General features: G+C 41.0%; 14 protein-coding genes and 1 pseudogene. 2 read left to right on the forward strand and 13 right to left on the reverse strand.

The annotated features are described in order from the left end of the window. Nucleotides 1-4 precede the first annotated feature (4 nt). From HT709_RS04835 to HT709_RS04860, 6 genes are read right to left on the reverse strand one after another with little or no spacing between them, the layout of a single operon-like run. The gene (locus HT709_RS04835; RefSeq protein ID WP_172925562.1) at nt 5-1,108 is read right to left on the reverse strand and encodes a prephenate dehydrogenase; all 1,104 of its coding nucleotides are present in this window, start codon (nt 1,106-1,108) and stop codon (nt 5-7) included. A gap of 9 nt (nt 1,109-1,117) precedes the next feature. Next, the gene (gene aroC / locus HT709_RS04840) at nt 1,118-2,284 is read right to left on the reverse strand and encodes a chorismate synthase (RefSeq protein ID WP_172925563.1); all 1,167 of its coding nucleotides are present in this window, start codon (nt 2,282-2,284) and stop codon (nt 1,118-1,120) included. A 9-nt stretch (nt 2,285-2,293) separates the two neighbouring features. Next, nucleotides 2,294-3,361: a 3-dehydroquinate synthase gene (aroB, locus tag HT709_RS04845; protein ID WP_138700318.1), complete on the reverse strand. Its 1,068-nt coding sequence runs from the start codon at nt 3,359-3,361 to the stop codon at nt 2,294-2,296. Nucleotides 3,362-3,379: 18 nt separating this feature from the next. Continuing rightward, nucleotides 3,380-4,234 carry a shikimate dehydrogenase gene (locus tag HT709_RS04850; RefSeq protein WP_000762494.1) on the reverse strand — a complete coding sequence of 285 codons (855 nt, stop codon included), beginning with the start codon at nt 4,232-4,234 and terminating at the stop codon, nt 3,380-3,382. Then, nucleotides 4,224-4,901, reverse strand: a complete 678-nt coding sequence (gene aroD / locus HT709_RS04855) for a type I 3-dehydroquinate dehydratase (RefSeq protein ID WP_000767767.1) — start codon at nt 4,899-4,901, stop codon at nt 4,224-4,226. Before aroD ends, HT709_RS04850 begins: the two co-directional genes overlap by 11 nt. Further along, entirely contained in the window at nt 4,898-6,061 is a 1,164-nt protein-coding gene (locus tag HT709_RS04860; RefSeq protein ID WP_014017286.1) for a class I SAM-dependent rRNA methyltransferase, read from the reverse strand. Before HT709_RS04860 ends, aroD begins: the two co-directional genes overlap by 4 nt. Before the next feature lie 149 nt (nt 6,062-6,210). Here HT709_RS04860 and HT709_RS04865 point away from each other — a divergent pair, with 149 nt between their 5' ends. Further along, nucleotides 6,211-8,328, forward strand: coding sequence for an LTA synthase family protein (locus HT709_RS04865; protein WP_172925569.1), 2,118 nt, complete (start codon nt 6,211-6,213; stop codon nt 8,326-8,328). Between the two features lie 357 nt (nt 8,329-8,685). Here HT709_RS04865 and HT709_RS12165 read toward each other — a convergent pair whose 3' ends face one another. The 3 genes and pseudogenes from HT709_RS12165 to HT709_RS04880 form a co-directional block, all read right to left on the reverse strand. Continuing rightward, a complete protein-coding gene (locus tag HT709_RS12165; RefSeq protein ID WP_000590367.1) occupies nt 8,686-8,946 on the reverse strand; it encodes a hypothetical protein in 261 nt (86 codons plus the stop codon). Between the two features lie 71 nt (nt 8,947-9,017). Further along, nucleotides 9,018-10,653 (reverse strand): annotated as a pseudogene (locus HT709_RS04870) (hypothetical protein). After that, nucleotides 10,634-11,383 (reverse strand): ABC transporter ATP-binding protein, encoded by a 750-nt coding sequence (locus tag HT709_RS04880; RefSeq protein WP_119948164.1) that lies wholly within the window; start codon nt 11,381-11,383, stop codon nt 10,634-10,636. Before HT709_RS04880 ends, HT709_RS04870 begins: the two are co-directional and overlap by 20 nt. A gap of 180 nt (nt 11,384-11,563) precedes the next feature. Here HT709_RS04880 and HT709_RS04885 point away from each other — a divergent pair, with 180 nt between their 5' ends. Next, complete coding sequence (locus tag HT709_RS04885) at nt 11,564-13,018, forward strand: alpha-amylase (RefSeq protein ID WP_138700322.1); 1,455 nt, start codon at nt 11,564-11,566, stop codon at nt 13,016-13,018. A 162-nt stretch (nt 13,019-13,180) separates the two neighbouring features. On the opposite strand, the gene HT709_RS11770 is transcribed toward HT709_RS04885, so the two are convergent. The 4 genes from HT709_RS11770 to HT709_RS04905 all read right to left on the reverse strand — a co-directional run bounded on the left by HT709_RS11770 (nt 13,181) and on the right by HT709_RS04905 (nt 18,695). Then, the gene (locus HT709_RS11770) at nt 13,181-14,452 is read right to left on the reverse strand and encodes an HNH endonuclease (protein ID WP_055356678.1); all 1,272 of its coding nucleotides are present in this window, start codon (nt 14,450-14,452) and stop codon (nt 13,181-13,183) included. 70 nt (nt 14,453-14,522) lie between these two features. Continuing rightward, a complete protein-coding gene (gene alaS / locus HT709_RS04895; RefSeq protein ID WP_138700323.1) occupies nt 14,523-17,141 on the reverse strand; it encodes an alanine--tRNA ligase in 2,619 nt (872 codons plus the stop codon). A gap of 21 nt (nt 17,142-17,162) precedes the next feature. Then, nucleotides 17,163-17,648: an LURP-one-related/scramblase family protein gene (locus tag HT709_RS04900; RefSeq protein ID WP_138700324.1), complete on the reverse strand. Its 486-nt coding sequence runs from the start codon at nt 17,646-17,648 to the stop codon at nt 17,163-17,165. 513 nt (nt 17,649-18,161) lie between these two features. Continuing rightward, nucleotides 18,162-18,695, reverse strand: a complete 534-nt coding sequence (locus tag HT709_RS04905) for a DUF5626 family protein (RefSeq protein WP_023939050.1) — start codon at nt 18,693-18,695, stop codon at nt 18,162-18,164. Nucleotides 18,696-18,748: the final 53 nt, after the last annotated feature.

Below are 18,748 nucleotides of genomic sequence, written 5' to 3' on the forward strand. Positions count from 1 at the left end.
CTCCTTATTTGATGACGACTGTATAGTCGGTATTTTCTGTTATGAGATGCTCAGCTCTTTCCAAGTCTTGAGCATTTTTAAATGAAATTTGTAGGATTCCGTGAATATCCTCACGATTTTCCTCGTTGATGTGGATGTTAACCAAGGAAGTTCCACGTAGCAGTTCCAAAATCCGCAGGATGACATCTTCTTCATCAGGAACGTCAACATAGAGGTCGTAAGAGCTATCCACACCACCACGCTTATGGATTTCCATGGTCTGGCGTTGTTCACGCGCTTGGTTAAAAAAATTCCAAATTTGCTCTTCATCCCCCTTACTAATGGCCTGACCAATCGCTTCCAAACGTTCCTTAAAATCCTCAATTCGGTCTAGAATAGTCTCACGATTGGACAAGAGAATAGAGGTCCACATACCCGGCTCGCTTTCCGCAATTCGGGTCATATCTCGAAAACCACCGGCCGCAAAGCGCCTTACCATCTCATGTTCTTGAGCATAGACCGCAGTCTGCTCCATGAGACTAGAAGCCAGAATATGAGGGAAATGGCTAATCTGAGAAGTCACACAATCATGCTCCTGGGCATCAATCTCGATAAAACGAGCATGAAGACCTGAAAGCAGATCCTTCATTTCCTTAAGCGTGTCCTGACTTGTCAGCCTCGAAGGTGTGAAGATATAATAGGCGTTTTCAAAAAGATTGACATCCGCAGAAGCAGCCCCTGTCTTGTGACTACCAGCCATGGGATGGGCCCCGACAAAGCGAACAGACTTGCCAGCCAAATACTGCTCCGCCGCATCCACAATGGTTGACTTGGTCGAACCAGCATCTGAAATAATAACGCCTTCTCGCAAATCCAAATTGGCCAACTCCTTAATGAAAGCAATAGTTTGTTTGATTGGCAAGCTGAGGATAATGACATCTGCCAAAGGAGCAAAACTGGCAAAATCATCCGTTGCACGGTCAATCATGCCTTCTTTCAAGGCAATATCTCTCGAAGCTTGACTGCGATTATACCCTAAAATTTCATAATCTGGATGATCGCGTTTGATACCAAGCGCCATAGAGGCACCAATCAAACCAAGACCTGCGATATAGATTGTTTTTGCCATAGGAACTCCTTAATAGTTCTTTGTATAATCTCGGTGTTGGGCTACCGCTTCTTTTAATTCCTCTAGATTGTCTGATGAGAATTTTTCAAGGATTTCTTGTGCCAGAACCGTTGCCACAACGGCTTCCATAACCACTCCTGCTGCTGGAAGAGCGGTCGGATCACTTCTTTCGACTGTTGCCTTGTAGGGTTCATGGGTTTCGATATCCACACTCATAAGTGGTTTGTAGAGAGTAGGAATGGGCTTCATCACGCCGCGAACAACAATCGGTTGCCCATTAGTCATACCACCTTCAAAGCCACCTAGATTATTGGTACGGCGGGTATAACCGTCTTCTTTAGACCAGAGAATTTCATCCATGACTTGGCTGCCTTTACGATAACCAGATTCAAATCCAAGACCAAATTCCACCCCTTTAAAAGCATTGATAGAGACAACTGCCTGGGCCAATCGCGCATCCAATTTTCTGTCCCATTGGACATAGGAACCAAGACCAACTGGAACACCTCCAACGACTGTCTCCACAACCCCACCGATGGTATCTCCATCACGCTTGATTTGGTCAATATAATCCTTGATTTCCTGTTCCCGTTCTTGGTTGACAATAGAAACGTCAGACTGGGCAGCTCGTTTCTTAATCTCAGCAACTGTGAGATTCTCAGGAACATCGATTTCCTTGCCACCAAAAACCACGACATGATTAGCAATCTCCATACCCAGCTCAGCCAAGAGGCGTTTGGCCACTGCCCCCACTGCTACCCGCATGGTGGTTTCACGAGCTGATGAACGCTCCAAAGAATTTCGCAAATCATCAAAACGGTACTTAATCCCCCCAACCAAATCGGCATGACCTGGACGAGGATGGGTGATTTTTCGTTTGCTTTTAAGGCGGTCTTCAATGTCCTCTGCAGACATGATGTCCAGCCATTTCTGGTGGTCCTTATTGACGACATCCATGGTAATAGGCGCCCCTGTCGTCTTCCCGTGGCGAACGCCCGAAGTAAAGATAACTTGGTCGCTCTCAATTTTCATACGACCACCGCGGCCGTAGCCACCCTGACGGCGTTTAAGATCGCCATTGATATCCTCAGCTGTCAAAGGAAGCCCAGCTGGAATTCCCTCAATGATAGCTGTCAGACGGGGTCCGTGTGATTCTCCTGCAGTTAAATATCTCATACACTCTCCTTATTTTCCCAAGTAGTCTTTCATCTCTTCCAGAGAAACTGGGTGAATGGTCGCTGAACCAAGCTCTGGCACCAAGACCAATTTCAAGATGTTGCCACGCGCTTTCTTGTCATGAGTCAAAGCCTGATAAAGCTTGTCAACATCCCAGTTTTCATAGTCAACAGGCAAGCCAAATTTCTGACACATAGCTGTAATGGACTGGGTTATTCCAGCTGGCATAAGGCCTTTTTCCTCAGCCACCTTGGAAATCTGCACCATTCCCATGGCAACAGCTTCACCATGCATGACTTTCCCATACCCAGCCGTCGCTTCAATGGCATGACCAATGGTGTGGCCAAAATTGAGGTAAAGGCGAACACCATTGTCCAACTCATCCTCAACTACCATCTTGCGCTTGACCTGACAAGAATGTTCAATCAAGGTCTCTGCATGTTCCAGAATGCTCTCAACAGAACCATCCAGCTCCGTCAAAAGAGCCCACAGTTCTGGATCCTCAATCAAGCCATACTTGATGACCTCCCCCATCCCTTCAATCAACTCTCTTTTTCCAAGCGTTTCAAGGACAAGCGGGTCAATCAGAACCCCATCTGGTTGGGCAAAGGTACCCACCATATTCTTAGCAAATGGAGTGTTAACGCCTGTCTTTCCACCGATAGACGAATCCACCTGGGCAGTTAAACTGGTCGGAATCTGAACAAAGTGAATACCCCGCATATAGGTAGAGGCTACAAAACCAGCCAGGTCCCCAACGACACCACCGCCGAGAGCCACGATTCCATCGCTACGAGTCAACCCCTGCTTAACTAGAAATTCATATACTTTCTGAACAGTAGTTAAATTCTTTCTTTCTTCCCCTTCTAAAAAGTCAAAAACAGCTACCTGAAAACCAGCATCTTCTAGGCTGAGTTTGACCTTCTCAGCATAAAGAGAAGCTACATGGTTGTCTGTTACGATTAGCACTTTTTGTGGTTGCCACAGTTCTCGCAACCATTGACCAGCCTGAGCCAGACAACCTTTTTCAATCTGAATATCATAAGGATGATGAGGAATATCGATTCTGATTTTCATAGGAGAGTCTCCCTTTCTTTATTGGTATTTTTCTGTTAAAGACTGCCAAATCTCTTCTGTCGGCATTTCCTTGCCTGTCCACAGTTGAAAAGCTTCTGCAGCTTGATAGAGCAACATTCCCAGACCATTGACTGCTGGATTGCCCTGACTTCTAGCCCATTTCAAAAATGGCGTTTCAAAGGGTTGGTAAATGATATCTGCGACCAAGAGAGTCTCTGTCAGATTGATGTTTTCTGGAACTGGGGATGATTGACCATCCATGCCCACACTAGTCGCATTGACCAGTAAGCCCGAATCGGCAATCCTTGCTTGCAGTTCCGAAACATCTTCTAAAGCATACAAGTCCACTTTAAAGCCTGTCTGCTCCTGTAACTTGTCTAGGTGAGGTCTTGTTTTTTCCATAGAAACGGAACGAACAAAGACCGAAATCTGACTGACACCATCCAAAATGGCTTGCGCTATAATGGACTTGGCCGCACCACCTGCACCCAGCAGGGTCATCTTCTTACCTGTAATTGTAAAAGAAGGCAAACTCTTAAAGAATCCCTTGCCATCTGTATTATATCCAATCAAATTCCCATTCTCATTGACAACCGTATTGACCGCACCAATCAAGCGCGCCTCATCGCTCAGCCCGTCCAAATAAGGAATCACCTGCTCCTTATAGGGCATGGACAGATTGATGCCAAACATCTGGTAGCGACAAATATTGGCTACTGTTTCTGCCAAATCACTCGCTTCAATCTCCCAAGCAACATAAACACCATTGGTAGCTGTCGCCTCAAAGGCCCTATTGTGGATGAAGGGAGAAATAGAATGTTTAATAGGATTGGCAACAACTGCAGCTAAACGTGTATAGCCATCAAGCTTCATCCAAAATCTCCCTGATTTTTTTCATGCTAGCTAGAGAAATCTGACCAGGGGCACTAGCCTCATCCAGACTGGCAAAAGACCAACTCGAACCAGTCACATCCGCAGTGATACGAGAAACCTTGCCCACCTTACCCATAGAAATAGTTACATATTCCTGCTCAGGATTGAGGGTTTTAAAGCCCCGTGTATAGTTCATCAAGTCTAGCACATCCTGCTCCGTATGAGCCATCACCGCAACCTTGACAAGTTTTGGATTTAGGCTCGTCAACTCTGACAAGATTTCCATCATATTTTCAGGTGTTTCTTGGAAATTGTGGTAACTCAAAACGAGATTTGGGAAGTCCAGCATTTCCTCAAAAACATCCTTGTAGCTATAGTACTCAAAATCAATATAGTCTGGTTGATAGAGTTGCACCACTTCCTTGATTAAATGGATATATTCTTCTGAAGAAAGGTCAATTTCTCCCCCTTCAGAGCGAGTTCGTAGCGTGAAAACCAACTCACGACCTGCGAATTTTTCAAAAATAGCTGGAGCCACCTGCAAAATCGCTTCTTTAGGCAGATAGTCGGCACGCCATTCAATGATGTCGGCATCCAGGTACCTTGTGGCATCCAGAGCCTGGGCCTCCTCTAAACTTCTTGGCATTACTGAAACGATTAATTTCATTTACTAACCTTCATACTAATCACCTTGAGGTAATTACTACTTTCATCTTTTTTATTATAGGCGAAGTCTGCTGGAAGACCGTATTTATTTAAAATCTGGTAACTTCTTCCTGCAAAGCCTTTATCAATTTGTTCTGTAAATTTCTGACGGGAAACATTGGCAGCATTGGTACTAGCAATGATAATCCCTCCTGGATTTAAAATCTCAAGACTCTGGGAAATCAACTTGTGATAATCCTTGGCCACAGAGAAGGTCTGTTTTTTGTTCCGAGCAAAGCTAGGCGGATCTAGGACAATCACATCGTAGGTCAAGCCTTTTCGTTTGGCATACTTGAAATATTCAAAGACATCCATGACCACAAAACGATGGTCGTCTGTGCTGATTCCATTTGCCTGAAAATGCGCTTGAGACAATTCTCGTGAACGTTTGGCTAGGTCCACAGAAGTTGTCTGACTTGCTCCTCCCATGGTCGCAGCTACTGAAAAAGCTGCTGTATAGGAAAACATATTGAGCAAGGATTTGCCCATAGCCAAGCCATCGACCAGACTACCACGAACCTCATGCTGGTCTAGGAAAATTCCTGTCATCAAGCCATCATTCATAAAGACTTGATACAGAACACCATTTTCCAGAACAGTGAAAAAGTCAGGTGCTTCTTGACCATAAACATGGGCAGATTCATAGTCCAAACCCTTAAAGCGTATCTTCTCATAGGCCCCTAACACCTCAGGAAAAACCTGTCTAAAGGCTTCTGAGATGGTCTGACGAATCTGATAAACATAAGAGTTATACCAAGAAAAGACAGCATAGTCGCCATAGAGGTCCACTGTCAGACCGCCAAAGCCATCTCCCTCTTGGTTGAAGAGACGAAAGGCAGTTGTCAAATCATCTTGATAGTAGGCTCTTCTCTTTTCTTTAGCTTGTCTAAACAGCATTTCAAAGAAAGCTTGATTGAAGGTGATCTTGTCTTTACTGATAAACCAACCCAAGCCCTTGTTTTGCTGAGAAAGGTAGGCAGTCCCAAGAAAGGTTCCTTCTTGACCCTGCACTTCTACTTCCTGATCCTTAAGATTGACATTTTCAAGATCACTGGCTTCTAGTAAAACTAGCCCCTTAGCAAGCTTCTTTTCAACCCTTTTGCTAACTCTTATTCTATTCATAACTACCATTATATCAAACTTTTAGACAATTCTCAAAAAAGAAACTACCCTTGCTTTTTTACTCTTCTTTTAAAAAATGGTATACTAATACTAATAAAAAATTAGGAAGTAAATGTGTGAAAAGCAATTTTAACAAAATCCAAAAAGCCATGGGTACCAGACTGGGTTTTGTCCTAACCCTTTTAATCCTCTATTGGCTCAAAACCTTATTAGCCTATGCCGTTGACTTTAATTTAGATATTCAAGTGGGCAAGTTGCAGGGAAATTACCTTGCCTTTATCGCCTTTTTCAATCCCCTTCCCTTGGGGCTACTCCTGCTGGCTCTAGCCCTCTATGCTCGGTCAACCAAAATCTTTTATGGTCTGAGTATAGCTATTTATAGCCTTTTATTCATTTGGCTTTATTCCAACGTCTTTTACTATCGAGAATTTAGTGACTTTATCACGGCTAATACCATGAAGGTGGTCAGCAAGGTGTCTGTTGGTACTGCAGAATTAGAGTTACTGCGCTTTTGGGATTTCATCTATTTTATGGATTTCCCACTGCTGGCTTTCCTTTTCTATAAAAAATTCATCCAGCTGGATAGGAGACCTTTCAAATTCCGCTCCAGTGTTGCCATCACTGCTCTCTCTGCCCTGCTCTTTTCAGCTAACCTTTTCTTGGCTGAAATTGAGCGTCCCGATCTCCTATCGCGAGGATTTTCGAATTATTATGTTGTCCGCGCCCTCAGTTTACCAGCTTTTTTAGGCTATAGTGCCAACCAATCCTATAGCGCTAATAAAGAACGGGCTAAGGCCTCTGAGACTGACCTTCAACCTATTACAGATTATATTCAAGAGCATTCGGCTAAGCCCAATCCAGACTATTTTGGCTTGGCCAAAGGAAAAAATGTGATTTATCTCCACTTGGAGAGCTTCCAGCAGTTCCTACTTGACTATAAACTCAACCTAGATGGAACTGAGCATGAAGTCACTCCCTTTCTTAATTCCCTCTACCATTCGCAATCTACACTAGCCTTTTCGAATATCTTTAACCAAGTCAAGGCTGGTAAAACCTCAGATGCGGAAACCATGCTAGAGACTGGTTTGTTTGGACTTGACCAAGGTTCCTTTATGGTCAACTATGGAAGTACCAATACCCAGCAGGCAGCGCCTTTTATCCTAACAAAAAATGGCTATCAATCAAGTGCTGTCTTTCACGGTAATATTGGGACCTTCTGGAACCGAAATACGACCTACAAACAATGGGGCTATCAATACTTCTTTGATGCATCCTACTTCACCAAGCAAGACAGTAGCAATTCTTTCCAATATGGTTTAAATGATAAAATCATGATGAAAGATTCTATTCAGTATCTGGAGCATTTGCAGCAGCCTTTTTATGCCAAGTATATCACGGTGTCCAATCACTATCCCTATGCTAGCAATCTGACTGGCGATGAGCTTGGTTTCCCACTGGCTAAGACCAAAGATGAAACAATCAATGGCTACTTCCAAACAGCCAACTATCTGGACAGTGCCATTAAAGCCTTCTTTGACTATCTCAAAGAAAGTGGCCTCTATGAAAAATCCATCATCGTCATTTACGGAGACCATTATGGTATTTCCAACTCCCGCAATCCTGAGCTGGCACCCTTGATTGGAAAGACTTCTGAGAACTGGTCGAATTACGACAATGCCATGTTGCAACGAGTGCCTTTTATGGTGGTCATGCCTGGCTATGAAAAAGGACAAATCATCAATACCTACGGTGGACAAATCGATATCTTACCGACTCTCGAACACCTCCTTGGTATTGAGTCCAGTTCCTTCCTTCAAGTTGGGCAAGACCTTCTGTCTCCAGACCATCAAGAAATCGTTGCCTTTCGAACTGCCAATTCCTTCGTCACACCCAAATATACCAGCTACGACGGACGAACCTACTACACTGAAAGTGGTCTTGAAATCAGCAATCTTGATGAACAAACTCAGACTGAACTAGAAATTGTTCGTCAAGCAGCTAGTCAACAGCTGAAAATCAGCGACCAGATTCAAACTGGCGATTTGATCCGTTTCTACCAAGCAGATCATCTTGGAAAAGTTGATACAGAAAGTATTTCTTACCTCAATTCCTTGCCCATTCTGCAAAAGATTGAGCAAGAAAAAGGAAGTCAGTCAACCAGCCTCTTTAGCCAACGACAAGGCAAAACTAGTACTGACCTTTTCAAGGCACCAAGTTACCAAGAACTCCACCCAGAGTCGGCTGAAACCGAATCAAAATCACAATAAAAAATGCTCTTCCGTCTTGGAGGAGCATTTCTTTTTATCAACAAAAATCAAAGAGCAAACTAGGAAGCGATCTGCAGGCTGCTCAAAGCACTGCTTTGAGGTTGTAGATAAGACTGACGAAGTCAGCTCAANNACGAAGTCAGTAACCATATCTACGGCAAGGCAAAGCTGACGTGGTTTGAAGAGATTTTCGAAGAGTATTAACTTTGAGATTGTAGCTGGAGAGGCTGTACCTGCAATATGTGTCTGTCAAGTTTAGTGACGTAGATAGTAGAATAAAGATGAGAAGGCATAGAGAGAAGATAAATCAGCCTCAGCAGGTATCTGGAAAATTTGATTCTATAGAGAAGACTTTTGTTACAAACTCAATATACTATCAATAAATAATATCATAGAAGCAACAATAATTAAAATTTCACCTATTTGCATCATTCTATTTCGAACTTTAAATATATGTTCTATCAAAAATACTTGGATCACACACATTATAGGAATGAAAGTTTTTGAAATTGAAAAATATCCCAATAAATAAACTATAAACAACAAAAATAGAACTATGTTATATTTCTTATTCAAAACATTCCTCCCTATATATTTTTGATTACCAATCTTAATCATTTACAACTACATTCTAACAAACTATAAAAGCGTTTGTCGAATTGAATTTATCAAGCAAGCGACCAACTAGCTCATCTTTTTTCTATTTCTGCCAATATGCGTGACAGGTAGTAATGATAGCCAAAAATAGCAAGAGCAAGCAAGAGGATAAGAACTCCTACTCCCAAGCTGATGGCAAGGACAGGGACGAGAGACCGAACCAAGAATAAGCTCCCTATTACAAGGGCCATTAAGATTGCACTATAAATAAAAATCAAAACTATTGCTACTATACGATTTGAACGGTTTACCAGGTCCGTAATGCTACTCCAATTGGTTGACAGATTTTTCACGTCCTTAAGGTAATGGTGGCAAGAAAGGATGACACTGGCAAGGATCCATGCCACAAGAAGGTAAATCATCGAAAGGATGGGCAAGCCTAGATATAGAGAAAGGCCAAGTAAAGTCAGAACTGGTAAAAAGGACTGGACAGCAAATATAATCCAAAATTTCACTTTCACATAACGAGCAAAGTCAAAGGGTAAACTCTTAAGAAAATCAACATTTTCTCTCTCCAAGGACAAGGCAATTGAATGCAGGCTGGTGATATTGTTATTGACAACTGCTATAAACACTCCTACAAAAAACAAGGGTAACCAGTATGGAGGATGAATGTCTGGAACTATCTGAGAATCTCGGATTTTGGAAATCAGACCGATCATCATGAGATAAGGAAGGAAAGCACTTGTAAAAAGCACTGTAATCACGCCAGTCCCCTGTCCCAAGAGGGTGAGGTGGTAGCGTAAAACCATACGGAAAAATCCCTTTTTAGTAGTTGAAATTCTCTCCTTACTGCGACGTTCTTTCTTGACCTTCTCCTCACTGTTAAGCAGAATCACGTCATAAAAACGAGGAAAAACCTTCTTTTTGCTCAAGTAAAGCAAGAAGAGAGTTAGTCCTATCCAAGCGAGCAGACCCAGGATGGCTTCTGTCGAAAAAGGCTCCACTGCTATTTTGTAAAAGAGATGAATAGGATAAAGGAGAAATGGAATGTCTCTAACTTTGTCAACAATACGTCCAGAAGTCGACTGTAGAAAGAAGACATATATTAAAGGTATGAGAACTCCTATCCCAATCATCACATTCGAAAAAATAGACTGATACTTTCTGAAGACCCTAGTCTGAGCCAAGAAATGTACTGCCACTACCATCACTAAAGTAACAGAGACAAATAATAAGGCCAAGGACAGTAGCATCAAAGGCAAGCCCAGCCAAAGAGAAGGTGCTAGCCTAATATAGAGGACTAGAAAATAAGCTAGGATTGGTACAATTCCAGTTAGAGCTGGCAAGAGAACAGACAGTCCTTTAGCAATTATAATCTCTGATTCTTTAAAGGCATAGGGTCTATACGATACCAAATCCTTACTCTCATAAAAGACATTATAAAAGGCCGTTAAAGAAGTTGAAAAGGCAACCACTAGTAAAATAGTAACCATGAAACCAAAATAAACAGGCATTTCTTCAAAAGGAAAATGAATGGCTATATTACTTAAAAAAAAAGAGCATCAAGAGGCTAGAAAAAATGTAAGAACTTAGAACTCTAGCGGAAACATTTACTTTTTTCCCAGGATTCTTAGCCTGCTTCTTTCGTAGGTTAGCCAGATTAGCTTCTTGAGATGAATAAAGGATATTGATATCAACTAATTTTTTAATGACCTTGAAACGCATCTGAAACCTCCTCTTTTCTACCAGCAAGGCTAAGATAGATACTTTCTAAAGACTGGTCTGGATGGTCTTTTCTCAAGTCCTCTACGCTACCACAATAAATCAAATGTCCCTTTTTCAAAATGGCAATCCGATCACAAACTTGCTCAGCTACCTCTAGGACATGGGTTGAAAACAAGACTGTCTTGCCTTTTTGTGCATGTTCCTTCATCATTTGCTTCAAATCAAAGGCAGCCTGGGGATCCAAACCTGTCAAGGGTTCGTCCAAGACCCAAATATCGGGATCAGACAAGAGTGCCCCAATGACAAAGACTTTTTGACGCATTCCGTGAGAAAGGGTTTCAATAACCTGATAACGATTTTCAGCAAAATCAAAAACACTCAATAGCCTAGCTAGACTAGCCTCCAAGTCAGAGCTAGTCAGATCATAGGATGAGGCGATCAATTCCCAAAATTCATTGGCCGTTAAACGTAAAAATAAGTCAGGCGAGTCTGCTACGTAGCCAATTTTTCGTTTGATAGCTAAACGATTTTCCGATAAATCCTGACCATCTACCAGAATACGACCACTGCTGGGTGAAATGATACTGACTAGGGATTTTATGGTAGTCGATTTTCCAGCACCGTTATGGCCAATCAAACCCATAATCTCCCCATTTTCAATCTGCAAATTGAGATTGTTCAAAGCCTCTTTATCACCATACAACTTACTAACATTTTGAAATTCAATCATGGGATGACTCCTATCTTTATCTATATTACATACTATTATACTAGCACTTTGATACAAAAAAATCAACACTTTATTTTAAGTAGATACAATAGTTTCCTTCTATTTCTTACGCAAACGTTTGCGCTGAGAGATACTTTATGATAGAATAAAGAACAAGATTGACAAGTAAGAGGAAACATCATGCAAAATCAAACACTCATGCAATACTTTGAATGGTATCTGCCCCATGACGGTCAGCACTGGATGCGTCTAGCTGAAGATGCTCCACACCTAGCTGATCTCGGTATCAGCCATGTCTGGATGCCACCAGCCTTCAAGGCTACCAATGAAAAAGATGTAGGTTATGGGGTCTATGACTTATTTGACTTAGGAGAGTTCAACCAAAAAGGGACTGTCCGCACCAAGTATGGTTTTAAAGAAGACTATCTTCAAACCATTCAAGCCCTAAAAGCACAGGGAATCCAGCCTATGGCTGATGTGGTACTCAACCACAAGGCTGCGGCCGATCACATGGAAGCCTTTCAGGTCATCGAAGTGGACCCTGTAGACCGTACAGTCGAACTCGGAGAACCCTTCACCATCAATGGCTGGACTAGTTTTACCTTCGATGGTCGCCAAAATACCTACAATGACTTCCACTGGCACTGGTACCACTTCACAGGTACAGACTATGATGCCAAACGTCGTAAGTCTGGGATTTATCTCATCCAAGGGGATAATAAGGGCTGGGCCAACGAGGAATTGGTCGATAATGAAAACGGTAACTACGACTACCTCATGTATGCTGATCTAGACTTTAAGCATCCTGAAGTCATCCAAAATATCTATGACTGGGCTGATTGGTTCATGGAAACGACTGGTGTAGCTGGTTTCCGCTTGGATGCCGTTAAACACATTGACTCTTTCTTTATGAGCAATTTCATCCGTGATATAAAGGAAAAATACGGTGAGGATTTCTATGTTTTTGGTGAATTTTGGAACCCAGACAAGGAAGCCAACCTAGACTATCTTGAAAAAACGGAAGAACGATTCGATCTTGTCGATGTTCGTCTCCACCAGAATCTCTTTGATGCTAGTCGAGCAGGTTCCAACTACGATCTTCGTAGCATTTTCACAGATAGCTTGGTTGAACTCAAACCTGACAAGGCTGTGACTTTTGTCGACAACCACGATACACAACGAGGTCAGGCTCTTGAGTCTACCGTTGAAGAATGGTTCAAACCAGCAGCCTATGCCCTCATTCTGTTACGCCAAAATGGCCTTCCATGTGTCTTTTACGGCGACTACTATGGGATTTCAGGGCAATATGCTCAACAAGATTTCAAAGAAGTCCTTGACCGTCTCCTAGCCATCCGAAAAGATTTGGCCTATGGAGAGCAAACAGACTACTTTGATGACGCAAACTGTATCGGTTGGGTACGTTCAGGTGCTGAACATCAATCCCCAATCGCAGTCCTTATCTCAAATAACCAAGAAAGCAGCAAGTCAATGTTTGTCGGCCAAGAATGGGCTAACCAAACTTTCATAGACTTACTTGGAAACCACCAAAGTCATGTTACAATCGATGAGGAAGGTTATGGACAATTCCCAGTCTCAGCTAGATCCGTAAGTGTCTGGGCAGCCAATACAATCTAATAACTCATAATAATCCAGCCAGGTCCAATCGGATTTGGCTTTTTTGCATTCACAAAAAGACCTACCCAAATGGATAGATCTTTAAACAACCTATATTTTTGTTAAAAATTATATCACTAATTGACACGTTCTGTTCTCAAACATTATAATTTTCATCTAAATCTATAAAATTTTATCTGATTTTGTTCTATTACATTTCCAACATAATGTTTGTAAATTACTTTCCGTAGACATTCCACCCTTTGAAACTGGAATAATATGATCCACTTCTAGCAATAATAAATCTTGTTGAGCAGTAGATGCTCCGCAATATTGGCAAGTATAACAGTCCCTTTCTTTGACATACTCACGTAATTTTTTAGTCATTAATGCACGTTGAGCTTTAGCACTTTTCTTATACTTAACTTGCTCATCCATATAAGTAATTAATAATTCAATTATTTCCTCATTTAGTGTAATTGAAGTAACTTGACTAGAATTACCACCTGCACTAACATATTGAAAAGTATAGGTAGGAAAATTAAAATTAATTTGGGGAACTTCAATGTTGATATAATATAAAAATTCTTCTTTATAATACTTTAAAATAAACTGTGGAGGATTTAAACTATTTAAAATTCTTGCCAATCTATTATCAAGATTCTCTTTAGCATTAAGAAATCGTGATACTTGTTCACCAATTTCTTGAATACGCTGTAGATTTTCTTCGTTAGGCTTAAAATCAAAATACTTACATAAATACTTAAAAGGTTCTAACTCTGCATTTCTAACAACTTGTAGTGAAGCATTATAAACATATTTAGATTGATAATCAATAACGTTCCTATCACGTTGAATATTATACAAACTTGTATTTTGTCCTTTAGCTACATGAGCATACTTATATTTATCAAAACTTGTAGATTGTAAGCTTACCTCATCAAACTTCTCAACATATTTAGCTATTTCATTATATTCTGTAACAAAAGAATCGATTTGTATTTTATTCCGAATAAATTCATCACTTAAAAAGTAATGTTTTTTCATATTATATCGAACAAGCCTATAAATTAAATAAATCCAACCAATCCAAGGAATAAAGAACGCAACAATAAACTTGAGAATTTCATTATTTTTTCTTTTGAATTTATTTAATTTAATTTTATTTCGCTCTTCTTCTATTACACTTATTGGTATTTCAATCGATGAGGTCGATGAGTATATTTCATCTATCGGTTTATTTATTGTATCTCTGTTACTATTAACAGCTATAGCTTTTTTACTATCTTTAATATACAACCAATAGAAAAGGAAAGTAAATACGGAACTAAAAATAATTTGAGATATAAATTGTTGGAAGCCTAGCTGGTCAATAATTTTTTTGGAATCAAATACAAATCCAATTGTTCCCATACCAAAAAATATACTTAAAGCAACATAAATTTTTCTTTTCATAAGAATACTCTCTTAACAATATCTTTTCAACTCTTAATTTTTAAAATTATCAAAGAATTAATAATCGAGTTTACAATTTACCTGCTACTGCATCCAACAATTCTTGGATCTTAGCTTGATTGCTTCCTCCTGCCATGGCCATGTCTGGTTTACCACCACCACGTCCATCGACGATTGGTGCTAATTCTTTGACAAGGTTTCCTGCATGAAGGTCTTTTGTCTTGCTTGCTACAAGGACATTGACTTTATCACCGATAGCGGCAACTAGGACAAGCAAGTCAGAGTAGTCTTTTTGTTTCCAGTTATCCGCAAAAGTACGAAGGGCACCAGCATCTGATACAGACACTTGGCTAGCAATGTAACGGTGACCATTGACTTCCTTAACATCCTTGAAGATATCGCCTGCGGCTGCAGCTGCGGCTTTTTCTTTCAACTCAGCATTTTCTTTTTGCAATTGACGAAGTTGTTCTTGAAGTCCTTCTACCTTGTGAGGGACTTCTTTAAGTTGAGGTGCTTTAAGAGTTGCTGCGACAGCTTTAAGAGCATCTTCTTGTTCACGGTAGGCTTCAAAGGCTTCCTTACCAGTCACTGCCAAGATACGGCGAGTTCCTGAACCGATTCCTTCTTCTTTGACAATTTTGAAGAGACCAATCTCAGAAGTGTTGCCAACATGAGTACCACCACAAAGTTCAATAGAGTAGTCACCGATAGTCACGACACGAACTTCCTTGCCGTATTTCTCACCAAAGAGGGCCATAGCTCCCATTTCTTTAGCAGTGTCAACATCCGTTTCAACTGTCTTCACTTCAAGTGCTTCCCAAATTTTCTCGTTAACTTGCTGTTCAATCGCACGCAATTCTTCAGCAGTCACTGCTTGGAAGTGGGTAAAGTCAAAGCGAAGGAATTCCACTTCATTAAGTGACCCTGCTTGTGTCGCATGGTTTCCAAGGATATTGTGAAGGGCAGCGTGAAGCAAGTGAGTAGCAGTGTGGTTTTTCATAACACGGTGACGACGATTTGTATCAATTGCTAAAGTATATTCTTGGTTCAAGGCAAGCGGTGCAAGGACTTCAACAGTGTGAAGAGCTTGTCCGTTTGGTGCTTTTTGAACATTGGTCACAGTAGCCACAACCTTACCTGACTCATCCAAGATTTGTCCGTGGTCAGCTACCTGTCCACCCATTTCAGCATAAAATGACGTTTCCGCAAAGATAAGAGAGGCAGTTCCTTCTGAAACAGCTTCTACTTCTGCATTGTCCGCCACGATAGCTACCAATTTAGAAGACAATTGGCTAGCATTGTAGTTGAAGACACTTTCTACAGTGATGTTTTGAAGAGTTTCATTTTGCATACCCATTGAGCCACCCTTGACAGCTGACGCACGCGCGCGTTCTTGCTGTTCTTTCATGGCTGCTTCAAAACCTTCACGGTCTACAGTCATACCAGCTTCTTCAGCGATTTCTTCAGTCAATTCAACTGGGAACCCATAAGTATCATAGAGTTTGAAGACATCTGAACCAGCGATAACAGATTGACCTTTTTCTTTCAAGTCTGCTACAATGCCTTGGGCAAAGTGTTGACCTGAGTGAAGGGTACGGGCAAATGATTCTTCTTCGCTCTTAACGATTTTCTCAATAAAGTCACGTTTCTCAAGCACTTCTGGGTAGTAGCTTTCCATGATTTTTCCAACAGTTGGAACGAGTTTGTAAAGGAAAGGCTCGTTGATACCCAATTTTTGACCATGCATAGAAGCACGACGAAGAAGACGACGAAGGACATAACCACGACCTTCATTTCCTGGAAGGGCACCATCACCGATGGCAAATGAAAGTGAACGGATGTGGTCAGCGATGACCTTGAAGCTCATGTTGTCGCCATCTTGGTCATAAACCTTACCAGACAATTTCTCGACTTCACGAATGATTGGCATGAAGAGGTCTGTTTCAAAGTTTGTCTTAGCCCCTTGGATAACCGCCACCAAACGCTCCAAACCAGCGCCCGTATCAATGTTCTTGTGTGGCAATTCCTTGTACTCGCTACGAGGAACAGCAGGGTCTGCGTTAAATTGTGACAAAACGATGTTCCAGATTTCGATGTAACGGTCGTTTTCAATATCTTCTGCAAGTAAACGAAGACCGATATTTTCTGGGTCAAAGGCTTCTCCACGGTCAAAGAAAATCTCTGTATCAGGTCCAGAAGGTCCCGCACCGATTTCCCAGAAGTTGTCCTCGATTGGAATCAAGTGACTTGGGTCCACTCCCACTTCAATCCAGCGGTTGTAAGAATCTTTATCATCTGGATAGTAAGTCATGTAAAGTTTTTCAGCAGGGAAATCAAACCATTCAGGGCTTGTCAAAAGCTCATAAGCCCAAGTGATAGCTTCGTCACGGAAGTAATCTCCAATAGAGAAGTTCCCCAACATTTCAAACATGGTATGGTGACGTGCAGTCTTCCCTACGTTCTCGATGTCGTTGGTACGGATAGCCTTTTGAGCATTGGTAATACGTGGATTTTCAGGAATAATGGTCCCGTCAAAGTATTTCTTAAGGGTTGCTACCCCAGAGTTGATCCACAAAAGAGTTGGGTCATTTACAGGAACCAAGCTCACTGATGGTTCTACTGAGTGACCTTTGGTCGCCCAGAAGTCAAGCCACATTTGGCGTACTTGTGCACTAGATAGTTGTTTCATATCGTCTCCTTATTTACTTGTTTAATGTGATTGGCTTTCTAGCATTTCCACATAGTCAATCGCGACACAGAGGGAAATGACTAGATCTGCATAAGCGTCTTCAAGAACCGTTACGGTATAGGTAGAGGTCAAATGGAAGAGTTCCTTCTTAATTTCCGCAATCAGCTGATCGCGATCATCCAGCAATTTGAAATCCAAATCCCAGATATTACCCTCGATACGAAGACCTAAATTATCAAACTCATACTTATCTCGCCAAAAGGTCAACTTCTTACGAATGACAAAACTCGAGCCATCCCGAAGCTGAATCTCAAAACGAGGAAGCAAGGTCAAGATTTCTTTACTGATCTGACTGACCTGTTCACCATTATCATCATAGATGGTAAAAGTTTTGGGAATCTTAAAGAATGATCCCTCTACCTGATAGGCGATTTCTCCCCTGTCGTCCTTGATAGCGAAGCGTTCGCCTCCAAGACGAAACTTTTGTTTGACAAGAAATGTTTTCATCAACACCTCCAAAAAATCAAAAGACAAGCTCATATCACGAAGGGCGAAAAACCGCGGTACCACCTTCATTCAATGAACTTGTCATTCTCTTGTTCTTATGCAATTGTATGATTGAGTAGCATGACTTCCTAGCTTAGATGGCTCGCAGCACCGCCATTTCTCTGGACTAAGACAAGAGAAAATCAATTCTCAACTTTCTTATTATACCGTTTTTTTAAGCTTGCGTCAACTGGAAATGATCTCCATTTAATCAGACCTATTCCCTACATCTCAGATTACTTTTTCAGAATATACTTTTTCTTACTGCCATTTTTCTTTTTATCCCAACTTTTATCCCAAGTTTTCGAATGTTTCATAATAAAAGACACCAAATTATTTAGTTTTGGTGTCTTTTATCTGCTCTCTAAATATTTTAAAGTTATTTATTTCTTAATATTTTTTACTATTAAAAAAATGATGATTAGAAAGAGAGTTATAGTAAGAGCGACTGTCATCAAACCAAACATTCCCATTTTACTTCACCAGTGTAACTAGATAGTCTGCGTCGAGCTCTGCTCGAAGAGCTCCGTCCCAACTTGGGCCGTTAATCCAAGGAACACTGAGTTGAAATGTGAAATATGCTGTTGCTCTCCTATTACTTTCATGCACTAAATTTGCGGAGTTTGTGCCTACTAGATGGAAATACCATAAATCATATGCGCTGGTAATGTTACGAGTATCTATTGTGATATAGAAGCCACAGTTAAATATCCCGCGTCTGTAACTTATATGATAAGTTCCGTTACTAGCTTTTTCACTACCAACTTGTGCCCATCTAAAACTGGTTCGAGGTCTGTCAGCAACCTTTGTAACGGTAATTACATTTTCTTCCCCAGAATTATCTGTAAATACTTGTGTAGCAGAATCCCCAACTTTCATTACTAAAGATGTTCTTGTTTCATAACTACCGTTATTGTCAATATTTTCATCTGCCTTTGTAGTTGAAAATGTTGTTAAAAACAATAAACTAGCAACTGCTGTTAAGAAAATCATAAAATTCTTTTTCATGATTTATTCCTCCTATCTTTTTTAAAAGCATAGAATATTTAGAGAGTTTCTTG

The organism is Streptococcus sp. 1343 (genome assembly GCF_013277355.1).
Lineage (GTDB): Bacteria > Bacillota > Bacilli > Lactobacillales > Streptococcaceae > Streptococcus > Streptococcus pseudopneumoniae.

Bases quoted from the DNA above. Each gene is read 5' to 3' on its own strand.
- HT709_RS04835 (WP_172925562.1), bottom strand. From the start codon at position 1,108: ATGGCAAAAACAATCTATATCGCAGGTCTTGGTTTGATTGGTGCCTCT.
- HT709_RS04900 (WP_138700324.1), bottom strand. From the start codon at position 17,648: ATGAAAACATTTCTTGTCAAACAAAAGTTTCGTCTTGGAGGCGAACGC.
- HT709_RS11770 (WP_055356678.1), bottom strand. From the start codon at position 14,452: ATGAAAAGAAAAATTTATGTTGCTTTAAGTATATTTTTTGGTATGGGA.
- HT709_RS04880 (WP_119948164.1), bottom strand. From the start codon at position 11,383: ATGATTGAATTTCAAAATGTTAGTAAGTTGTATGGTGATAAAGAGGCT.
- aroB (WP_138700318.1), bottom strand. From the start codon at position 3,361: ATGAAAATCAGAATCGATATTCCTCATCATCCTTATGATATTCAGATT.
- HT709_RS04850 (WP_000762494.1), bottom strand. From the start codon at position 4,234: ATGAAGCTTGATGGCTATACACGTTTAGCTGCAGTTGTTGCCAATCCT.
- HT709_RS12165 (WP_000590367.1), bottom strand. From the start codon at position 8,946: ATGATTAAGATTGGTAATCAAAAATATATAGGGAGGAATGTTTTGAAT.
- aroC (WP_172925563.1), bottom strand. From the start codon at position 2,284: ATGAGATATTTAACTGCAGGAGAATCACACGGACCCCGTCTGACAGCT.
- HT709_RS04885 (WP_138700322.1), top strand. From the start codon at position 11,564: ATGCAAAATCAAACACTCATGCAATACTTTGAATGGTATCTGCCCCAT.
- HT709_RS04865 (WP_172925569.1), top strand. From the start codon at position 6,211: ATGGGTACCAGACTGGGTTTTGTCCTAACCCTTTTAATCCTCTATTGG.
- aroD (WP_000767767.1), bottom strand. From the start codon at position 4,901: ATGAAATTAATCGTTTCAGTAATGCCAAGAAGTTTAGAGGAGGCCCAG.
- HT709_RS04905 (WP_023939050.1), bottom strand. From the start codon at position 18,695: ATGAAAAAGAATTTTATGATTTTCTTAACAGCAGTTGCTAGTTTATTG.
- alaS (WP_138700323.1), bottom strand. From the start codon at position 17,141: ATGAAACAACTATCTAGTGCACAAGTACGCCAAATGTGGCTTGACTTC.
- HT709_RS04860 (WP_014017286.1), bottom strand. From the start codon at position 6,061: ATGAATAGAATAAGAGTTAGCAAAAGGGTTGAAAAGAAGCTTGCTAAG.